Annotated in this window: 16 protein-coding genes; 13 read left to right on the top strand and 3 right to left on the bottom strand. The window is 64.2% G+C overall.

From position 1 onward, the window contains the following. The first annotated feature begins 92 nt into the window (after positions 1–92). The 13 genes from C5N93_RS28365 (at position 93) to C5N93_RS18955 (ending at position 16,600) form a co-directional block, all read left to right on the top strand. Positions 93–2,483, top strand: coding sequence for a methyl-accepting chemotaxis protein (locus tag C5N93_RS28365; protein ID WP_301232337.1), 2,391 nt, complete (start codon positions 93–95; stop codon positions 2,481–2,483). A 91-nt stretch (positions 2,484–2,574) separates the two neighbouring features. After that, positions 2,575–4,350: a methyl-accepting chemotaxis protein gene (locus C5N93_RS19010; RefSeq protein WP_242560504.1), complete on the top strand. Its 1,776-nt coding sequence runs from the start codon at positions 2,575–2,577 to the stop codon at positions 4,348–4,350. 196 nt (positions 4,351–4,546) lie between these two features. After that, positions 4,547–6,190, top strand: a complete 1,644-nt coding sequence (locus C5N93_RS19005) for a methyl-accepting chemotaxis protein (protein WP_242560503.1) — start codon at positions 4,547–4,549, stop codon at positions 6,188–6,190. A gap of 111 nt (positions 6,191–6,301) precedes the next feature. Continuing rightward, positions 6,302–7,243 carry a CheR family methyltransferase gene (locus tag C5N93_RS19000; protein WP_242560502.1) on the top strand — a complete coding sequence of 314 codons (942 nt, stop codon included), beginning with the start codon at positions 6,302–6,304 and terminating at the stop codon, positions 7,241–7,243. A 1-nt stretch (position 7,244) separates the two neighbouring features. After that, complete coding sequence (gene cheD, locus C5N93_RS18995; protein ID WP_069344481.1) at positions 7,245–7,919, top strand: chemoreceptor glutamine deamidase CheD; 675 nt, start codon at positions 7,245–7,247, stop codon at positions 7,917–7,919. Continuing rightward, complete coding sequence (locus C5N93_RS18990; RefSeq protein ID WP_083254242.1) at positions 7,916–8,995, top strand: chemotaxis response regulator protein-glutamate methylesterase; 1,080 nt, start codon at positions 7,916–7,918, stop codon at positions 8,993–8,995. Before cheD ends, C5N93_RS18990 begins: the two co-directional genes overlap by 4 nt. A 132-nt stretch (positions 8,996–9,127) precedes the next feature. Continuing rightward, entirely contained in the window at positions 9,128–9,526 is a 399-nt protein-coding gene (gene cheY / locus C5N93_RS18985; RefSeq protein ID WP_042113604.1) for a chemotaxis response regulator CheY, read from the top strand. Between the two features lie 53 nt (positions 9,527–9,579). Then, on the top strand, positions 9,580–10,203 hold the full coding sequence (gene cheZ / locus C5N93_RS18980) for a protein phosphatase CheZ (protein ID WP_256388788.1): 624 nt from the start codon (positions 9,580–9,582) through the stop codon (positions 10,201–10,203). Between the two features lie 258 nt (positions 10,204–10,461). Beyond that, complete coding sequence (gene flhB / locus C5N93_RS18975) at positions 10,462–11,613, top strand: flagellar biosynthesis protein FlhB (protein ID WP_150722832.1); 1,152 nt, start codon at positions 10,462–10,464, stop codon at positions 11,611–11,613. Positions 11,614–11,616: 3 nt separating this feature from the next. Continuing rightward, positions 11,617–13,722 carry a flagellar biosynthesis protein FlhA gene (flhA, locus tag C5N93_RS18970; RefSeq protein ID WP_069344483.1) on the top strand — a complete coding sequence of 702 codons (2,106 nt, stop codon included), beginning with the start codon at positions 11,617–11,619 and terminating at the stop codon, positions 13,720–13,722. Continuing rightward, positions 13,719–14,978, top strand: coding sequence for a flagellar biosynthesis protein FlhF (gene flhF / locus C5N93_RS18965; RefSeq protein ID WP_069344484.1), 1,260 nt, complete (start codon positions 13,719–13,721; stop codon positions 14,976–14,978). The genes flhA and flhF overlap by 4 nt, the downstream gene beginning before the upstream one ends. Beyond that, positions 14,971–15,834 carry a hypothetical protein gene (locus C5N93_RS18960; RefSeq protein ID WP_242560501.1) on the top strand — a complete coding sequence of 288 codons (864 nt, stop codon included), beginning with the start codon at positions 14,971–14,973 and terminating at the stop codon, positions 15,832–15,834. Before flhF ends, C5N93_RS18960 begins: the two co-directional genes overlap by 8 nt. A 37-nt stretch (positions 15,835–15,871) precedes the next feature. Next, a complete protein-coding gene (locus tag C5N93_RS18955) occupies positions 15,872–16,600 on the top strand; it encodes an RNA polymerase sigma factor FliA (RefSeq protein ID WP_046290192.1) in 729 nt (242 codons plus the stop codon). Here C5N93_RS18955 and C5N93_RS18950 read toward each other — a convergent pair. From C5N93_RS18950 to flgM, 3 genes are all read right to left on the bottom strand, one after another. Next, positions 16,597–17,160 (bottom strand): flavoprotein, encoded by a 564-nt coding sequence (locus C5N93_RS18950; protein WP_242560500.1) that lies wholly within the window; start codon positions 17,158–17,160, stop codon positions 16,597–16,599. The two genes, C5N93_RS18955 and C5N93_RS18950, sit on opposite strands and share 4 nt — an antisense overlap. Before the next feature lie 1,788 nt (positions 17,161–18,948). Next, positions 18,949–19,407 carry a flagellar protein FlgN gene (locus tag C5N93_RS18945; RefSeq protein WP_242560499.1) on the bottom strand — a complete coding sequence of 153 codons (459 nt, stop codon included), beginning with the start codon at positions 19,405–19,407 and terminating at the stop codon, positions 18,949–18,951. After that, the gene (flgM, locus tag C5N93_RS18940; protein WP_150722827.1) at positions 19,404–19,742 is read right to left on the bottom strand and encodes a flagellar biosynthesis anti-sigma factor FlgM; all 339 of its coding nucleotides are present in this window, start codon (positions 19,740–19,742) and stop codon (positions 19,404–19,406) included. The genes C5N93_RS18945 and flgM overlap by 4 nt, the downstream gene beginning before the upstream one ends. Between the last annotated feature and the right edge of the window lie 31 nt (positions 19,743–19,773).

Below are 19,773 nucleotides of genomic sequence, written 5' to 3'. Positions count from 1 at the left end.
GCCAAAGTGCCAATCAGCAGGCGGGCCGAGACACCCGCCGCGTCACCCTTACAGACATAACCCACTCACCCCAGTCCACGGAGACCGAGCACGTGCGCGATAACCAGCCCGTTACCCAGAACGAATTCGTCATCGGCGAGCATCAGTACCTGATCTCTCGGACGGATCTGAAGGGGCGGATCACGTACGCCAATCCCGCCTTCGTGGAGGTGAGCGGCTATTCGCGCGACGAACTGCTGGGGTCGCCGCACAACATCGTTCGCCATCCCGACATGCCCGCCGAGGCCTTCGGCGATCTGTGGGAGACGATCAAGCGCGGCGACACGTGGACCGGGCTGGTCAAGAACCGCCGCAAGAACGGCGACTTCTACTGGGTGCTGGCCACCGTCACGCCGACGCTGGAAAACAACGCGGTGGTGGGCTATACGTCTGTGCGTGTGCGCCCGGCCGCAGGCGCCGCCGCGCAAGCCGAAGACCTCTACGCGCGCTTTCGCAACGGACAGGCTGGCAGCCTGCGCATTCGCGGCGGCCAGGTCGAGCGTGGCGGCATTGCGGCGCTCGCGCGTCGCGTGCGTCTGGACACGCTGCGCGCACGGCTGACCGGCATCATCGTGCTCGGCGCGGTCCTGCTTGCGATCGTCGGCGGGCTGGGCCTGTGGGGCGTGTCGAGCAGCAACACCAAGCTGTTGCAGGTGTATCAGAACGGCATGGTGCCGGTGAGCACGCTGGGCACGATCGGACAGAAGCTCGATCGCGACGTGTGGCTCGTGGCCGAGGCCGTCGGCAGCCCGAACCTCGACACGATGAAGCGCGCGGGTGACGAGATCGCAGGCAGTCTCGACGACATCAACCGCCAGTGGGCGGAGTACATGAAGACGGTCGACGCCAACACGCGGGCGCAGGCCGAGCGCTTCGACGTGATTCGTCAGCGTTTCACCAGCGACGGTCTGCAAAAGACGGTCGAGATGCTGCGGGTCGGTTCGGCCGAGGGCGCGCAGCAGACATATCTGGAAAAAGTGAAGCCGGCCTACGGCCCGATGCGCGACGAGCTGAACGCGCTCACGCGCCTCGAACTCACGCAGGCCACCGATCTGTATCAGCAGGCGCAGAAGGAACACACGCTGGTGCGCGCGGCGACGGCGGTGGCGGTGATCGGCGGCATCATCGTGCTGTTCGTGCTCGGCAGCATTTTGCGCCGCGCGATCAATCATCCGCTGCGCGTGGCGCTGGCCATGTCGAAGCAGATCGCGGCGGGCGACCTGACGGGCAAGGCCGAAGGCACGGGGCGCGACGAGATCGGGCAGTTGTTGTTCGGCCTGACCGTGATGAAGAACAGCTTGCTGTCCATCGTCTCGGACGTGCGTGAAGGCATCGAATCGATCAACATCGCCTCGCGCGAAATCGCAGCGGGCAACACCGATCTGTCGGCGCGTACCGAGCAGCAGGCGGCGTCGCTGGAGCAGACCGCGTCGTCGATGGAAGAGCTGACGGCGACCGTCAAGCAGAACGCCGACAACGCCAAACAGGCGAGCGTGCTGGCCGTGAACGCTTCGGAGATCGCCGCGCGCGGCGGTCAGGTCGTGGGTAACGTCGTCGACACGATGCAGGGCATTTCGACGAGCTCGCACAAGATCGTCGACATCATCAGCGTGATCGAAGGCATCGCGTTCCAGACGAACATCCTGGCGCTCAATGCGGCCGTGGAAGCCGCCCGCGCGGGTGAGCAGGGTCGTGGCTTCGCCGTGGTCGCAGGCGAAGTGCGCACGCTGGCGCAGCGCAGTGCCGCCGCCGCGAAGGAAATCAAGGTCCTCATCGAAGACTCGGTCGGGCGCGTGGAGAATGGCTCGGCGCTGGTGGCGCAGGCCGGTCACACCACGATGGACGAGATCGTGCAGGCCGTGCAGCGCGTGACGGACATCATGGGCGAGATCTCGGCGGCGTCTGCCGAGCAGTCGAGCGGTATCGAGCAGGTCAACCGCGCTGTCACCCAGATGGACGAAGTCACGCAGCAGAACGCGGCGCTGGTCGAAGAAGCGGCGGCTGCGGCCGGATCGCTGGAAGATCAGGCACACCGTCTGCGCGACGCCGTGTCCGTCTTCCGGGTCGGCGACGCGTTCCAGGCGGCCGGCGCACCGAGCGCCCGTCACGTGATCGCCCAAACCAGCACGATGACCACGCGCCAGCCGGTATCGAAGCCGGTGGCGACGACGGCAGCAGCACAGGCAACGCACGCCGCATCCGTGGCGCAGACCGCTCAGGCGGCTCAGGTGGGTGTGGCACCGGCGCGCGCGAGCGCAGGCGGCGCGGCGACGCGAACGGCGACACGTCGCCCGCAGGCCACGACGCCCGCTGCGACGGACACACAGGAAGATGCACAGGTGCTGCAACTGGCAGCACGTCGGGGCAAGCCCCCGGCCGGCGGATCGACGGGCACAACGTCGACGGCAAAGACCAGTGACCCGGGCGACTGGGAAGAGTTTTGACGGTACGTGGATGCAAAGCGTCGGCCAAGAGTCGAGATTGTTGTGATGGCTATACCGGTCAATGACCGGTCTTCACGGGGTAGAGGTCGTTATGTTTAAGAATGTCACCATCCGGGCACGGCTTACGCTGGCGCTTGGACTCTTCATGGTGCTGCTGATTGTCGGCGCAGCGGTGGGACTTATCTCGCTGCGACAGAGCAACGCATCGCTACAAGAGATCTATACGAACGACATGGCGTCGGCGCGCTCGCTCGCGCAGACGACGATCTCGACGTTGGGCGCGCGCGTGACGCTGTCGCGTATCGAGTTCATTGCCGATCCGACCGAGATCAAGTCGGCCATCGAGAGCGTACGTGCCAATCTCAAGAAAGCGGACGACGCCTGGGCATCCTACGCAGCGCTGCCGATGAGCGATCAGGAGAAGGGCTTGGCCGACGCCGTGGTTGCGGCACGCGGCAAGGTGAACAACGACGGCATTCTGCCCGCGCTCAAGGCCATCGAATCGGGTGACATTCCCGACTTCCACGCGAAGACGGTCATGGACGTGCCGCGCCTGTTCGCCGATTACACCAAGGCGATGACGACCCTCGCCGACATGCAGGTCACGAACGCCGAGACCCGTTACGCTCAGGCGCAAGCCCGCTACACGATGGTGATGTGGATGGTCGGTATCGGTCTGGCGGTCGGTCTGCTGGTCGGCATCGTGACGCAGATCACCCTCACGCGCGCCATCGTCGGCCCGATCGACGACGCCATCAAGCACTTCGAGAAGATCGCCGGCGGCGACCTCACGCAACGCATCGATGTGTGGAACGACACCGAGACGGGTCGTCTGTTCAAGGGCGTGAAGCACATGCAGGACAGCCTCGTGCGCACCGTCGCCGAGGTCCGCTCGGGCACTGAGTCGATTACGTCCGCCGCGCAGCAGATCGCCGCAGGCAACACCGACCTGTCGGCCCGCACCGAACAACAGGCTGCATCGCTCGAAGAGACCGCATCGTCGATGGAGCAACTGACGGCCACCGTGCGTCAGAACGCCGACAACGCCCGTCAGGCCAGCCAGCTTGCCGTGAACGCTTCGGAAATCGCCACACGTGGCGGTCAGGTGTCCGGTCAGGTCGGCGAAACGATGGACGGCATCTCGACGAGCTCCAGCAAGATCGTCGACATCATCAGCGTGATCGACGGCATTGCGTTCCAGACGAACATTCTGGCGCTGAACGCCGCGGTGGAAGCCGCGCGTGCCGGTGAGCAGGGCCGCGGCTTCGCCGTGGTTGCCGGTGAGGTGCGCACGCTGGCCCAGCGTAGCGCTGCCGCCGCGAAGGAAATCAAGGCGCTGATCGAAGACTCGTCGCGTCGCGTGCAGGACGGCACGGCGCTCGTCGCCCAGCAGGGCCACACGATGAACGAGATCGTGCAGGCCGTGAAGCGCGTGACCGACATCATGGGTGAGATTTCGGCAGCCTCTGCCGAACAGTCGAGCGGCATCGAGCAGGTCAACCGCGCGATCACGCAGATGGACGAAGTCACGCAGCAGAACGCGGCGCTGGTCGAGGAAGCGGCGGCTGCCGCCGGCTCGCTCGAAGAGCAGGCCAACCGTCTGAAGACGACGGTGTCGGTGTTCCGTGTCGACGCCAGCCAGGCGGCTGCAAGCCATGTCGCCCCGGCGCTGGCGGCGCTGCCCGTCGCGCGTCCGGCGGCCGTGAAGAAGGCGGCGGCGCCCGCAGCGCCGGCACCGGCGGCTGCGCCCAAGGCCACGCCCGCACCGGCCCCGTTGCGCAAGCCTGCCCCCGCGGCGGCACCGGCAGCATCGGCTGCTGCGCGCACCGGCACGGACGACGCGAACGGCGACTGGGAAACGTTCTGATCGGCTAACGACGGCGCATTAACGCAGTCACGCAACAACTTACAGGAACGGTGCACGCGTCTCTCCCCGCACAGCAAGATCGTGGGGAAGCCAGAGGCGCGTGTCGGCAAGTGGCAACAATCGGCAAGACAAAAGCCGTCGTGCGCGCCGCGCCTCAGTGCAGCGTCCCGGCAGGCGGGTGGTGGAGGGTCACATCATGATGCAGTTGAGTCTCAAGGCAAAACTCTGGTCGGCGCTCGCGCTGATGTGGCTGGGTCTTTTGATTCTCGGCGGCTGGGCTGCGTGGCATGAGCGCGGCACGATGACGTCGGAGCGTCGCGCGTCGGTCGAGAACATCGTCACGAGCGCTGATGGCATCGTGCGCGAATACGCCGCGCAGGCGGCGGCGGGCAAGATTACCGTCGACGAAGCGAAGCAGCAGGCGATGGCGCGCCTGAAAGCCATGCGCTACGGCGAGGGCGGCAACGGCTACGTGGTCATCTTCGATACCAGGCCGACCGTGCTCATGCATCCGACGCTCGCCGATCTGGTGAACAAGGACGTCTCCACCTACAAGGATTCGAACGGCAAGCTGCTCTATGTCGAAATGGCGCGCGTGGCCAAGGACAAGGGCGCGGGCTTCGTCGATTACTTCGGGCGTGTTGCCGGCAGCGACAAGCGTCTCGCCAAACTCTCGTTCGTGAAGTACTACGCGCCGTGGGACTGGGGAATGATGAGCGGCGTGTATGTGCAGGATATCGACGAGGCCTTCTACGCCACGCTCGCACGCTTCGGCATCGCCTTGCTCGTCATCGGCGCCATCGTCACGGCCGCGATGATCATGATCATCCGTAACGTCCATCGCAGCCTCGGCGGCGAACCCGAATATGCGGCCGAGATCGCGCATCGCATCGCGAGCGGCGATCTGCATAGCCATGTGAACGTGGCGCAGGGCGATACACAGAGCCTGCTGTATGCCATGCAACGCATGCAGCACACGCTCGCCGGCACCATCTCGCAGATCCGCGAGGGCACCGAGTCGATCACGACTGCTGCGCACGAAATCGCGGCGGGCAACACCGATCTGTCGGCGCGCACCGAGCAGCAGGCGGCGTCGCTCGAAGAGACCGCATCGTCGATGGAACAGCTCACCGCCACCGTGCGCCAGAACGCCGACAACGCGCGTCAGGCGAGCCAGTTGGCCGTGAACGCGTCCGAGATCGCCACGCGCGGCGGGGAAGTCTCCGGGCAGGTCGGTGCGACCATGGACGGCATTTCGACCAGCTCGACCAAGATCGTCGACATCATCGGTGTGATCGACGGCATTGCGTTCCAGACAAACATTCTCGCGCTGAACGCGGCGGTGGAAGCCGCCCGCGCGGGTGAGCAGGGACGTGGCTTCGCCGTGGTGGCCGGCGAAGTGCGCACGCTGGCCCAGCGCAGTGCGGCGGCGGCGAAGGAAATCAAGGCGCTGATCGAAGATTCGTCGCGTCGTGTGCAGGACGGCACGGCGCTGGTGGCGCGTCAGCGTCAGACGATGGAAGAGATCGTGCAGGCCGTCAAACGCGTGACGGACATCATGGGCGAGATCTCGGCGGCGTCTGCCGAACAGTCCGGCGGCATCGAGCAGGTCAACCGCGCCGTGACCCAGATGGACGAAGTCACGCAGCAGAATGCGGCGCTGGTGGAACAGGCGGCTGCGGCTGCGGGGGCGCTGGAATCGCAGGCGCACGAGTTGCGTGCGGCGGTGTCGGTGTTCCAGACCGGCGGCATGGGAAGTGCCGCAGCGGCAGGCAGCGTGCACGCGCTCGGGACGCCGCGTCGCGACAGCGCACCGCGACCGATGGCACGCGCGGCATGAGCCGGGCAGGGCAGCGCAAGGGCACCGCTGGTTTAGCAGTAATGACGTCGGCAGTTTAGTAGTGGAAATGGGGATCGGCGGGTACATGACGCCGTGACAAAGTGAGACACCATGACTGATTCGCGCAACACCTCGCATCTGACGCGTCGCGGTGCCTCCGGCACCGACGGCGACGCTGGCTCGCGCAGCGCGGATTTCGCGCGCGCAAGCGGTGCCGCCCTCTCGGGCGAGCGCGACTTCGCCTTCTCGCTGGCCGACTTCGGCCGCATTCGCAACCTGATCTACCAGCGTGCCGGGATCGCGCTGGCCGAACACAAGCGCGAGATGGTGTACAGCCGCATCGCCCGGCGCCTGCGTGCGCTCGGCATGACGAGCTTCACCGAATACCTCGACATGCTCGAAGCCGATACCGGCGACAGCGAATGGGAGTCGTTCACCAACGCGCTGACGACGAACCTCACATCGTTCTTCCGCGAATCGCACCACTTCCCGCTGCTGGCCGACTTCGTGCGCAACCGCGCCAAACCGATTTCCGTATGGTGCTGTGCGGCATCGACGGGCGAAGAACCGTATTCGATCGCGATGACGCTGGTCGACACGCTCGGCTCGCGTCCCAATGCGAGCGTGATTGCCACCGACGTCGACACCCAGGTGCTCGCGCGCGCGTCCGCCGCCGTCTACAACGGCGAGCAGACCGGCAAGCTCTCGCAGGAACAACTGCGTCGGCACTTCCTGCGCGGCACGGGAGCGAACTCGGGGAAGATCAAGGTGCGTCCCGAATTGCAGCAACTGGTGACGTTCGAGCCGCTCAACCTGCTCGCGCCGTCGTGGCAGATCGGCGGACCGTTCGACGTCATCTTCTGCCGCAACGTGATGATCTACTTCGACAAGGCCACGCAGGCGCGCATTCTGGAGCGCTTCGTGCCCTTGCTCAAGCCGGATGGCCTGCTCTTCGCGGGCCACTCGGAGAACTTTACGTATGTGAGCCGGGCGTTCCGTCTGCGCGGGCAGACGGTGTACGAACTGGCCGGTGCAGGCGCACGGGGAGCCTGAGATGGCACAGCCACTGGCCGAAGCGCTGGCGACCAACCACTACTTCGACAATGCGTTCAACACGCAGGCGGTGAAGTTGCTGCCCTCGGAGTATTACGTCACGACCGAAGACATCATGCTCGTGACGGTGCTCGGTTCCTGTGTCGCCGCGTGTGTGCGCGACAGCGTCACGGGCATCGGCGGCATGAACCATTTCATGCTGCCCGACGATGGCGAAAGCGAGCGCGACCGGTTACTCTCGGCGTCCATGCGTTACGGCGCCTACGCGATGGAAATGCTCATCAACGAGCTGATCAAGCTCGGCGCGCGGCGCGAGCGTCTGGAGGCGAAGGTCTTCGGCGGCGGCGCGGTGCTCGCGGGCATGACCACATTGAATATCGGCGATCGCAATGCGAATTTCGTGTTGCGCTATCTCGAGATGGAGCAGATTCGCGTGACTGCGCAGGATCTGCTCGGACCGCATCCGCGCAAGGTGTGCTTTTTGCCGCGCACCGGGCGGGTGATGGTCAAGAAGCTGGGCGACCGGGGCGATCCGGCCATCGTCCAGCGGGAACAGGCGTACGCGCAGCGTTTGCGTGCACGCGAAGTACGGGGCTCCGTAGAACTCTTTGCGCCACCGGCCAGAAATGCCAAGCCTCGGCCGGGGCCTGACAACCGAAAAATGGAGGAGGCTTGAGCGAACCAATCAAAGTCCTGTGCGTGGACGATTCCGCACTTGTGCGCAGCCTGATGACGGAGATCATCAATGCGCATCCGGACATGACCGTCGTGGCGACCGCACCCGATCCGCTCGTGGCGCGTGACCTGATCAAGCAACACAACCCGGACGTGCTCACGCTCGACGTCGAAATGCCGCGCATGGACGGGCTGGACTTCCTCGAGAAGCTCATGCGCCTGCGTCCGATGCCGGTGCTCATGGTGTCGTCGCTGACCGAGCGTGGCTCGGAAGTCACGATGCGCGCGCTCGAACTCGGGGCGGTGGACTTCGTGACGAAGCCGCGTCTGGGGATTCGTGACGGCATGCTCGAATACGGCGAGATGATCGCCGACAAGATTCGTGCCGCCGCGCGTGCCCGCGTGCGCAGCGCACCGCCCAAGAGTGCCGCGCCGGCACCGGTGGAAGCCGCGCCGATGCTGCGTAACCCGCTGGTCTCGACGGAAAAGCTGATCATCATCGGCGCGTCGACGGGCGGCACGGAGGCGATTCGTGAAGTGCTCGTGCCGATGCCGCCGGACGCGCCGGCGATTCTGATCACGCAGCACATGCCGGCGGGCTTCACCAAGTCGTTCGCGCAGCGCCTGAACGGGCTTTGCCGCATCACGGTGAAGGAAGCCGAGCATGGCGAACGTGTGTTGCCGGGGCACGCGTACATCGCGCCGGGCGGCGACACCCACCTGCAACTCTCGCGCAGCGGCGCGAACTACGTGGCGCTGCTCGATCCGGCGCCGCCCGTGAATCGACATCGGCCGTCGGTCGATGTATTGTTTCGCTCCGCAGCCGTGCACGCGGGACGTAACGCCATCGGGGTGATTCTCACGGGCATGGGCCGCGACGGTGCGGCCGGCCTCGTGGAGATGCGCCGCGCCGGTGCGCACACGTTCGCGCAGGACGAAGCGAGCTGCATCGTGTTCGGCATGCCGCGCGAGGCCATTGCGATGGGCGGCGCGGAAGAGGTGGTGCCGTTGCACGAGATGGCCCGAAAAGTGCTTCATCAGGTCGCGAAATTCGGCGAACGCACGCAACGGGTATAGTTCGGTTTTTGGCGTTTTTTCGCCGTATGGTCCGCAGCGATTTGCGTCCACACTCAGGGCACTGAGTGACGGCGGAATTTGCCCATGAATATCGTCGGCCCCCCGAGGGGGACCGGCAGAATTGGAGTGATGATGGTTGATAAGAACATGAAGTTCCTGGTCGTCGACGACTTCCCGACGATGCGTCGCATTGTGCGAAACCTGCTCAAGGAGCTGGGTTTCTCGAATGTCGACGAGGCGGAAGACGGCGCGGCGGCGCTCGCCAAGCTGCGCGGCGGCAGCTTCGAATTCGTGGTGTCGGACTGGAACATGCCGAACATGGACGGCCTGACGATGCTCCAGCAAATCCGCGCCGATCCCAACCTCTCGAAGCTGCCCGTGCTGATGGTGACGGCCGAAGCCAAGAAGGAAAACATCATCGCCGCCGCCCAGGCCGGTGCGAGCGGGTATGTGGTCAAGCCGTTCACGGCCGCGACCCTCGATGAGAAGCTGGGCAAGATCTTCGAGAAAATGGAAAAAACGGGGGCCTGAACGTGACCCACGAGTCGAGCACTGAATGGCCGGGTGAGCCCAGCGGCGCTTACGTGACCGGCGAGGCGGATCCGGCCGAGCGCATGCTCATGCGCATCGGGCAGTTGACGCGCATGTTGCGCGACAACCTGCGTGAACTCGGTCTGGACAAGCAACTGGAACAGGCCGCCGAGGCCATTCCGGATGCACGCGACCGCCTGAACTACGTCGCCACCATGACCGAACAGGCGGCGGTGCGGGCGTTGACGGCGATCGAGCTGGCCAAGCCCATTCAGGACCGTCTCGAAGCGGACGCCAACGCGCTCGACGAGCGCTGGGCCAAGTGGTTCGACCAGCCTCTCGAACTCGACGACGCCCGCAAGCTCGTCACCGAGACCCGCACCTACCTGCGTCGCGTGCCGGACGACACCCGCGCGACCAACAACCATCTGATGGAAATCATGATGGCGCAGGACTTCCAGGATCTGACCGGGCAGGTCATCAAGAAGATCATGGACGTGGTGCAGGAGATCGAGAAGCATCTGCTCCAGACGCTGCTCGAGAACATGCCGCCCGAAAAGCGCAAGGAAGCGGAAGATTCCCTGCTCAACGGGCCGCAGATCAAGAAGGAAGGGCGCACCGACATCGTGTCGGATCAGGGTCAGGTCGACGACCTGCTCGCGAGCCTCGGTTTCTGACGTCTGCCGGATCGTCGCGGGCGGCTGAGCCCGTGATTGCGGCGTCGATGCCAAACCTCCGCCAGCCCCTCAACCGGCTGGCGGAATCCCGTCTGGTGAGGGCTTTTCCCTACATTCGCGCCCCCGATCCCGACGTTCTCGCGACGTCTGCCCCAATATACCGCCCAATCCCGCCTCTATTCCCCCCTTTGTGACTTGACGGTTACCGCGATAATCAGTCGCGATAGGGTGGGTTCGTCCGCCCGCTGTGGATAGGGCATGGCTGAGGAAAGCGATCTCGAAAAGTCGGAATCACCGACCCCCCGGCGCCTTGAGAAGGCGCGCGAGGAGGGTCAGGTCGCGCGTTCGCGCGAGCTTTCGACGTTCGCTTTGCTGGCCGCTGGCGTGGCCGGCATGTGGATGACGGCCGACCGTATCTCGCAGGGTTTCGCACAGTTGATGCGCCACGGCATGCAGTTCGAGCCGGGCACGGCGATGGACACCCGTCGCATGCTGTCGTACGCCGCCCACTCGGGCGCCGACGCGCTCATGGCCATCGCGCCGCTGCTCGGTCTGCTGGTGATCGCGGCCATCGTGGCGCCGATGGCGCTCGGCGGCTGGCTCTTCACGACCAAGTCGCTCGCCCCCAACTTCGGCCGTCTGAACCCGCTCAAGGGGCTGGGCCGCATGTTCTCCACGCAGGGACTGGTCGAGCTGATCAAGGCGGTGGCAAAGACCATTCTGGTGGGCGCCGTGGCGTACTGGGCGATTGCCCGCGACAAAGACGCCGTGATGGGCCTGATGACCCAGCCGCCGCGCGCCGCGCTGCCGTACGTGGGCGAGATGATCGTGGTGTGCTGCGCGTTCATCGTGGCGTCGTTGCTGCTGGTGGCGGCCATCGATGTGCCGTTCCAGATCTGGCAGCACTACAAGAAGCTGCGCATGACCAAAGAGGAAGTGCGTCAGGAGAACAAGGAAACCGAGGGCGATCCGCACGTCAAGGCGCACATCCGGCAGTTGCAGCGTCAGGCGGCGCGCCGTCGCATGATGCAGGACGTGCCCAAGGCCGACGTGATCGTGACGAACCCGACGCACTTTGCCGTCGCCCTCGAATACAAGGACAACATGCGCGCGCCGCGCGTGCTCGCCAAGGGCACCGATCTGGTCGCGCAGCGTATCCGCGAGATGGCTGCGGAGCACCGCATTCCGATCCTCGAAGCCCCGCCGCTGGCGCGTGCCCTGCACCGTCACGTGGAAATCGGTCACGAAATCCCGGCCACGCTGTACACGGCCGTGGCCGAGGTGCTGGCGTGGGTCTTCCAGCTTCGCCGCTGGCGTACCGAAGGGGGCGTCGAGCCGATGACCCCGTCGGACCTGCCGGTGCCGGCAGAACTCGATGCGCCCCGGCGCCTCGGGTCGAAACGAGTGTAACGAATGAACCTCAATCCACGCGCGAACCAGCTGCTGCGTACGTCGCAAATGCTCCTCGGCGGCAATTTGAAGTCGCTCGCCGCGCCGGTGCTGATCATCATGATTCTGGGCATGATGATCCTCCCGCTGCCGCCGTTCATCCTGGATCTGCTGTTCACGTTCAACATCGCGCTGGCGGTGATGGTGCTGCTCGTGAGCATGTACACGCAAAAGCCGCTCGACTTCGCGGCGTTCCCGAGCGTGCTGCTGTTCTCCACGCTGCTGCGCCTGTCGCTGAACGTGGCATCCACCCGCGTGGTGCTGCTCGAAGGCCACACCGGCCCGGACGCCGCCGGCAAGGTGATCGAGGCCTTCGGCCACTTCCTCGTCGGTGGCAACTACGCCGTCGGTATCGTGGTGTTCATCATCCTCGTGGTCATCAACTTCATGGTGATCACGAAGGGCGCCGGCCGTATCGCCGAAGTGGGCGCGCGTTTTACCCTCGACGCCATGCCCGGCAAGCAGATGGCCATCGACGCCGACCTGAACGCGGGTCTCATCGGCGAAGAGGAGGCCCGTAAGCGCCGCGCCGTGATCGCGCAGGAAGCCGACTTCTACGGCTCGATGGACGGCGCCTCCAAGTTCGTGCGCGGCGACGCGGTCGCGGGCTTGCTGATCATGCTCATCAACATCATCGGCGGGCTGATCGTCGGTGTGGTCCAGCACAATCTGGACCTGGCGACCGCCGCCAAGAACTACACGCTGCTGACCATCGGTGACGGTCTCGTCGCGCAGATCCCGGCGCTGGTGATCTCGACGGCCGCCGGTGTGGTCGTCTCGCGGGTGGCGACGGACGAAGACGTCGGCCAGCAGGTCGTCTCGCAACTGTTCAGCAACCCGCAGGTGCTGGGTATCACGGCGGCGATTCTCGGCCTGATGGGGCTAATCCCGGGCATGCCGCACTTTGCCTTCCTGCTGCTCGCACTGGGGCTCGGCGCGCTCGCCCGCTGGCAGTTCCGCAAGGCCGCAGCAGCCAAGGTGCAGGCGACGCGCCCGGCGCCCGTGGCCGCGCAGGCGCCGGCCGAAGTGGCCGAAGCCTCGTGGGACGACGTGGCCCTGGTCGACCCGCTGGGACTGGAAGTCGGCTACCGTCTGATCCCGCTCGTCGACCGCAATCAGGATGGCGAACTGCTCAAACGGATCAAGGGCATCCGCAAGAAGTTCGCGCAGGAAATCGGCTTTCTCGCGCCGGTGGTGCACATTCGCGACAACCTGGAGCTTCGGCCGAACCAGTACCGCATCACGCTCAAGGGTGTGATCATCGGCGAGGGCGAAGCGTATCCGGGCCAGTTGCTGGCCATTGATCCGGGACAGGTCAGCGCGCCGCTTCAAGGCACGCCGACGCGCGATCCGGCGTTCGGGCTGCCGGCCACGTGGATCGACGTCGGTCAGCGAGATCAGGCCCAGGCGTACGGCTACACCGTGGTCGATGCCGGAACGGTGGTCGCTACGCACCTGAATCACCTGATCAACGCCCACGCGCACGAATTGCTGGGACGTCAGGAAGTGCAGCAGCTCATCGAGCGCATCGGCAAGGACGCGCCGAAGCTCATCGAAGACCTGGTGCCGAAGACCATCGCGCTCACTACGTTGCAGAAGGTGCTGCAAAACCTGCTCGAAGAGCAGGTGCCGATTCGCGACATGCGCACCATCATCGACACCATCGCCGAGCATGGCGCGCGCGTGCAGGACCCGTACGACCTCACGGCGCTGGTGCGTCTGTCGCTGGGTCGCGCGATCACGCAAAGCGTGTTTCCGGGCAGCGGCGATCTGGAAGTGGTGGGGCTCGACGCCAATCTCGAACGAATTCTCACGCAGGCGTTGTCGGCCGGCGGCGGTACCGGCCTCGAGCCGGGCCTCGCGGACACGTTGTTGCGTGAAACCCAGGCGGCTGTGACGCGTCAGGAGCGTCAGGGCTTGCCGACGGTATTGCTGGTTCAACATCCGCTGCGTTCGCTGCTCTCGCGCTTCTTGCGTCGCAGCCTGCCGCAGCTCAAGGTTTTGTCGTATGCGGAAGTGCCAGATACCCGTAATGTGAAAATGACGGCACTCATCGGAGGTCAAGCGTGAAGATTCGGAAATTCTTTGCGGGCACGTGCCGCGACGCACTGCGCCAGATTCGCGAGGAAATCGGACCCGATGCGGTCGTGTTGTCCAATCGTTCGGTCGCTAACGGCGTCGAGATCGTGGCGTTGGCGGAAGAAGATCTGGACGCACTGGCCGGCGGCGACATGCCGACACATCGGCCACGTCCGCGCCCGGCTGCGCCTCCGGTCTCTGCCCCCCAGGCGAGCGCGGCGAACGACATCGCAGCGACGAGCGCGTTTGCGCAGTCGATGATGGGCGAGTTGCAAAGTATGCGCGGGCTGCTCGAAGAGCAGGTCGCCGGACTGGTGTGGAACGACAAGCAACGTCGCTCGCCGGCACAGGGCGAGATTCTGCGCACCTTGCTCGCGGCGGGCTTCTCGGCGCAGTTGGGCCGCGCGTTGCTCGAACATCTGCCCGAAGGCAGCGACCGCGAAAGCGGTCTGGACTGGGTGAAGAATGCGCTCAAGCGCAACCTGCCCATTATGCCGAACGAAGACGAACTGATGGATCGCGGCGGCGTGTACGCGCTGATGGGGCCAACGGGCGTGGGCAAGACCACGACCACGGCCAAGCTGGCGGCGCGTTGTGTTATGCGTCACGGCGCCGAGAAGCTCGCGCTGCTCACGACTGACAGCTATCGTATCGGCGGTCACGAGCAGTTGCGCATCTACGGCAAGATTCTCGGCGTGACGGTGCACGCGGTGAAAGATGCGACGGACCTGCGTCTGGCGCTGACCGAGCTGCGCAACAAGCACATGGTGCTGATCGACACGGTTGGCATGAGCCAGCGCGATCGCACGGTGCCGGAGCAGGTGGCGATGCTGTGCGGGGCGGAGACGCCGGTGCAGCGTCTGCTGTTGCTCAATGCGACGAGCCACGGCGACACGCTCAACGAAGTGGTGCATGCGTACCGCAGTGCCAGCGCCGAGGGCGGTGGCGATCTGGCCGGGTGTATTCTGACGAAACTCGACGAGACGACCAATCTCGGGTCGGTGCTCGATACGGTGATTCGCCACCGTTTGCCGGTGCATTACGTTTCCACAGGACAGCGCGTGCCGGAGAACCTGCACGTGGCCGACCGGCAGTTCCTGATCGACACGGCGTTGTCGGCGCCGGTGACGGGTTCGCCGTTCGTACCGTCCGAGGAAGATTTGCCGGCCGTGGTGCGCGGGGTCGATCCCAATTACAGCGGGCTGTTCGCGCCTGCTCAACCTTCAGGCGAGGCCTGCTTTGGTTAAACTCGTACTCGATCAAGCTGAGGGGCTGCGCCGTCTGGTGGCGCGTCATACCACGCGTATCGTCGCGGTGGTGGGGAGTGCGCCTGAAGCCGGTCAGACGAGTGTTGCGTTGAATCTGGCCAGTGCGCTGGCCCATCACGGTCAGGATGTCGTACTGGCCGACGAGAGCGGCCATGCGGCGCCTGCGCTCGGTCTGCCGCTGCGCGGCGACATCCATGACGTGATTGCCGGACGCGTGTCGTCCGATGCGATTCGCGTACACACGCGCGACAACGTGGTGCTGGTGCCCGTGGCGCATCGTCATCCGGAGCGTATCGATCCGCAGCACTCGTTGCCGATGTTGACGGCGGGCGAGCCCGACGTCGTGGTCGTCGACTGCACCCACACCGGCGGTGTGCTGAGCCCGCTCGCGGCGCATGCGCACGACGTGCTGGTGGTGCTGGGGTGTGAGCCGGCGGCGATCACGGGGGCGTATTCGTGGATCAAGCAGGCGCATTTCGAGTATGCGCTGGCGCAATTCCGGGTGTTGGTGAATCGGGCCGAGGATATGGAGGCACGGGTGGTGTGCCGCAATCTGGCCACGACGGCGAGCCGGTATCTGGCGGTGTCGCTGGAGCTGGCGGGACATGTGCCGTTGGATCGGCAGGTCATGCGTGCGCGTCATCTGACGCGCACCGTGGTGGATGCCTTCCCGATGGCGCCGGCGGCGGTGGCGTATCGTCAATTGGCGTCGCAGGTGACGCATTGGCCGCTCGCCATGCGAGAGACGGGTCCGACGGGGATCGGTGATATCGGCGGCGATCGCGGTGGCGAGATGACGCATGGCGTGGGCGCGGCGAGCGCGCACACGGCCTGAGCGTCACGGCACGCGTCGAGAGGAAGCGGAGGGAAACATGTATACCGCGCGCGGGAAGGTCGACACGAACGACACGCTGACCCAATACGCGCCGTTGGTGCGCCGTCTGGCGCTGCAATTGATGGCGAAGCTGCCGGCCAGCGTGGAGTTGGAAGATCTGATTCAGGCCGGCATGCTGGGGCTGCTCGATGCGGCGAACCGGTACCAGGAGACGCAGGGCGCGCAGTTCGAGACGTACGCGAGCCAGCGCATTCGCGGGGCGATGCTCGACGAGTTGCGCGAACTGGACTGGGCGTCGCGCGGCATTCGCAAGACGGCGCGTGAGATCGAGAAGGCGGTGCAGCGTCTGGAGCAGCGTCTTGGACGGGGACCGTCCGAGAGCGAGATTGCGGGCGAGATGTCGATCGGTCTGACCGAGTATCAGCAGATGTTGCAGGACGTGCACGGCTGCCAGCTGATCTATTACGAAGATTTCGAGTCGGCGGACGAAGAGCCGTTCATCGATCGCATCTGCGCCGATCCGGGCGCGGATCCGCTGACGATGTTGCTCGACGAAGGCTTGCGCGGCGGTGTGGTCGACGCCATCGACCGCTTGCCCGATCGCGAGAAGTTGCTGATGAGCCTGTACTACGAACAGGGCCTGAACCTGCGCGAAATCGGCGCGGTGCTCGAAGTCAGCGAGTCCCGCGTCTGCCAGTTGCACAGTCAGGCGATCTCGCGTCTTCGCGCGACGTTGCGCGAGAAGGCGTGGACGTCGGCGAACTAAGCCTGCTTATATTTTGAAAGGGCACGGTCGACGCATTCGACAATATGCGCTGGTGTGGCCATAGCGGCGGGGCCGAAATCTCCGCCCGCTAGCCACTTCTCCCTCGGCGGTATCACGCCAACCTCCCACGTTCTGAGTAGCGCAAGATGATTGGCCGTTTGCGGATGTTCCCACATGAACTTGTTCATGGAAGGGGCTGCCAGCAGCGGCTTTGTCTTGATTTGCCACGCACGATATACCGTCGTGAGCAAGTTGTCGCAGATACCTGAAGCCAGCTTTCCCAAGGTGTTTGCGGTCATTGGCGCAATGACGAATAGGTCTGCCCAGTTCCTGAGGGCGATGTGCAGGACCTGGTCCCCACGTTTGCGCCATACATACCAGTCGTCTTCGTCCGTGTGAATTTGGGCACGTTGTCTCGCTGCGCTCAGATCGAAGAAGGCAAGCGATGGTGTTGAAGCCACCACCTGAACCTCGTGGGCAGCACCAAGCATCTCGATGAGTCTGAGCGTGTCCTTGGCGCCAATACTGCCGGTCGTACCTAGAAGCACTCGACTTCCCATTACCTTGCCCTCCTGTTTCTGTAAGACTTGAGTAACCCGTAGACGCTGATTGAAGCCCAAAAGACTTCAATGAGCATCGAGGCAGGATTGGGGTTGTGAATGAGCGAATAAACGATCATCAATGACCCCACGAGGTTAAACGCCGAGTACCGGTATGCGGCTGTTGGAAGTGTTCCGTGGAGATTGAGGAAGTACGCCGCGACGACGGTGAGTGCGCCCGCGATGCCAATAAGATCGGGGATGTCTATCGATGTCATGTCAGACGGATAATGCGGCCCGCTTATCGGGGATCGGCGTTGGAGCGAGCGGGACGCGAATTGCGTCAGTCCAGCCACGTGAGGCGTGAATCGTCACACTCGCACAGCCTGACAATTCGTTCTGAATTGTCGGATCGCATTGAATGGGTTCGATTGACTCGAAAAAATCGTCAACAATCGACCAACACGCTTGCTCGAGTGTCATAGCGAGAGTCGAGTACTTTGCGAGATATTGCTGAAAAGAAAAGAACTCTACGAGCTGCTTGCGCGGGTGATATCGGAACCTTAAGCGGGCGACGTTGACTTCTGTCGGATGAAGGTGCTCATTCGTACGAAATGCGGGTACATCAAAAGTAACTTCGTAAGCACGCATCCGTTCCTACTGTTTTATGGCATTGGGAATTGCGACGAACTCATGGTCGACGTTCATGGCGGATCTCGGGCGAGTGGGATGTTCACCGGAAGCATGAGTTTGCCGTCGCTGGGGAGGGGGCCGATTGGCCGGTGGCGGGATCGTCGGCGCAGCATGTTATTGGCGCAGTTGACTGATGCGACGCTTCGTCGATTCCGTGCCGATTGGCATTCGTTGGATTTTCGGATGACGCCCAAAGCGAGCACGTGCGCATGGAGCGAAGCGCGATCCTGCGCGACTCAAAGATTAAGCGTCTGAGCATACCTGACGCAGTGAACCAAGATTCAACGGAAATTTCCTCACGTTGCGCTAGTTCGCCGAGCGCTATCCTCCCTGACGGGGTTTGACGACCATTCGCTCAAGCCGACATTCAGCCAACGGGGGGAGAAAATACAAAGCCGAGCAAGCGTCAATCTTCTCGGGGGCATTGCGACATCTGTCCTGATTCATCTGATCGCGATCTCCCAATTTCCATATCGAGGTGACTCAATTGAGCGACCCCCTTGGGCTGCTGGTTTATCTGTTGTCCTGACGCACTCACATCCCAAGGAGATAAGCGAAATATCTGCGGGTGTGGGGGTGTCGCCACTCGAGGCCAAGCATTTCGCTGGGGCGCGTGTGCAGCGTGATCTTGCGGGCGAGGGCGGGCGAAAGCCCTTGTTATCTCTCGATGAAGAGTCTCAGCGCGTTGAATCGGAGTCTGTGCCGGCACTAAATGACTGGAGGCAGTCGGTTGCGTCGTTGGTGCGATCTGCGGGAGGGGCCCGTGTGCGCGGTGCAAGCGAGACGGCAGTTACGAGCCAGTCGAGCTTGGCCAACGTCCAGGTGCCAACACGTGGCGCAGACCTCCAGAGCGGTGTTACCAAGGTTTTTGACAAAGCGCTTGGCAAGGGTTGGGTACCGGTGGGAAGTGTGGCTAGCGACCTGAGACCCGATGGATCGAGAGTCGAACGGGTTCAGATAGGGGATGGCATGTTCTGCGTGCGCGTTCCCGGTCGAGTCGCGAGCATCGATCCGTTTGAGAGGCGCGACCGGCCGCTTGCCGTTGTGCGGTGCTGAGAGCTTTTGCAGGCGAACGGCGAAGCCGTGCCCGATGGTGGTTGGTGAAAACCTCGCCGATCAGGCCGTCACGCTGCCCCCGCTCGAGCGCGGGGTGGTGCGGCCGTCGGGGCCGTAGAGTGGGGCGTTGTTGCTCGGGCCGTAGAGGACGTTCAGCGCCTGTTGCGTGTAGGTCAGGCGCGTATTGATGAGCAGGCCGTTCGTGTCGTTGGCGCGCTTGGCTTCGGCCGCTGCGGCAAGCAGTGCGTTCCATGCCGTGGCGATGCGAGCGTCGGTCGCTGCCGCCGCCGTCGCGCCGGCTTCATCCGGCGTAAAGCCCAACGCCTGCAACTGCGCATCGCGCTCGCGACCGAGCGCCGAGAGTTCCACGACCGCGCGCGTCTTGCGCTCGGTCAGCTCCGGCAGCGCGTCCAGCGTGCCGCTCACCAATGCCTGCTGTTCTTCCCCGAGCAATGCCGAAAACGTACCGATAGCGGTCGTCTCGACAGACAGGGCGTTCAGCAGAGCTTCGGTTGTCATGACTTCGATTGCGCAGAGAGCAAATCGCGTGCGGTCGCAATGAGACCGTCCGCAATCCTGGATGTGTCGATGGCCAACTGGCCGTTGGCGATCGCCGCCTTGATCGCTTCTACCTTCGCCACGTCGATATCCGCCGTGCCCGTTTTCGCCAGCCCGTCCTGCAACGCACGCATCTCCGACGACAACGCGCTCGTGCTCACGTTCGCGCCGCCGCCGACGTTCGCCGAAGGCGCAGCCGTCGCATCAGCATTCACAGTGCCGGTCGTCGTCCGATCGGTCGTCGCCTTGCCTGCGCCGACACCAGTCAACGGATTGGCGGGTGGTTCGATTTTCATGTGCTTTCCCCAGAAACCTGCCTGTGTAACG

The sequence above is a fragment of the Pandoraea sp. LA3 genome (assembly GCF_022696215.1).
Classification (GTDB): domain Bacteria; phylum Pseudomonadota; class Gammaproteobacteria; order Burkholderiales; family Burkholderiaceae; genus Pandoraea; species Pandoraea capi.
This window is presented reverse-complemented; position numbering and strand designations above follow the sequence as displayed.

Bases quoted from the DNA above. Each gene is read 5' to 3' on its own strand.
- C5N93_RS19010 (WP_242560504.1), top strand. From the start codon at position 2,575: ATGTTTAAGAATGTCACCATCCGGGCACGGCTTACGCTGGCGCTTGGA.
- C5N93_RS19005 (WP_242560503.1), top strand. From the start codon at position 4,547: ATGATGCAGTTGAGTCTCAAGGCAAAACTCTGGTCGGCGCTCGCGCTG.
- C5N93_RS19000 (WP_242560502.1), top strand. From the start codon at position 6,302: ATGACTGATTCGCGCAACACCTCGCATCTGACGCGTCGCGGTGCCTCC.
- cheD (WP_069344481.1), top strand. From the start codon at position 7,245: ATGGCACAGCCACTGGCCGAAGCGCTGGCGACCAACCACTACTTCGAC.
- cheY (WP_042113604.1), top strand. From the start codon at position 9,128: ATGGTTGATAAGAACATGAAGTTCCTGGTCGTCGACGACTTCCCGACG.
- flhB (WP_150722832.1), top strand. From the start codon at position 10,462: ATGGCTGAGGAAAGCGATCTCGAAAAGTCGGAATCACCGACCCCCCGG.
- flhA (WP_069344483.1), top strand. From the start codon at position 11,617: ATGAACCTCAATCCACGCGCGAACCAGCTGCTGCGTACGTCGCAAATG.
- C5N93_RS18955 (WP_046290192.1), top strand. From the start codon at position 15,872: ATGTATACCGCGCGCGGGAAGGTCGACACGAACGACACGCTGACCCAA.
- C5N93_RS18950 (WP_242560500.1), bottom strand. From the start codon at position 17,160: ATGGGAAGTCGAGTGCTTCTAGGTACGACCGGCAGTATTGGCGCCAAG.
- C5N93_RS18945 (WP_242560499.1), bottom strand. From the start codon at position 19,407: ATGACAACCGAAGCTCTGCTGAACGCCCTGTCTGTCGAGACGACCGCT.
- flgM (WP_150722827.1), bottom strand. From the start codon at position 19,742: ATGAAAATCGAACCACCCGCCAATCCGTTGACTGGTGTCGGCGCAGGC.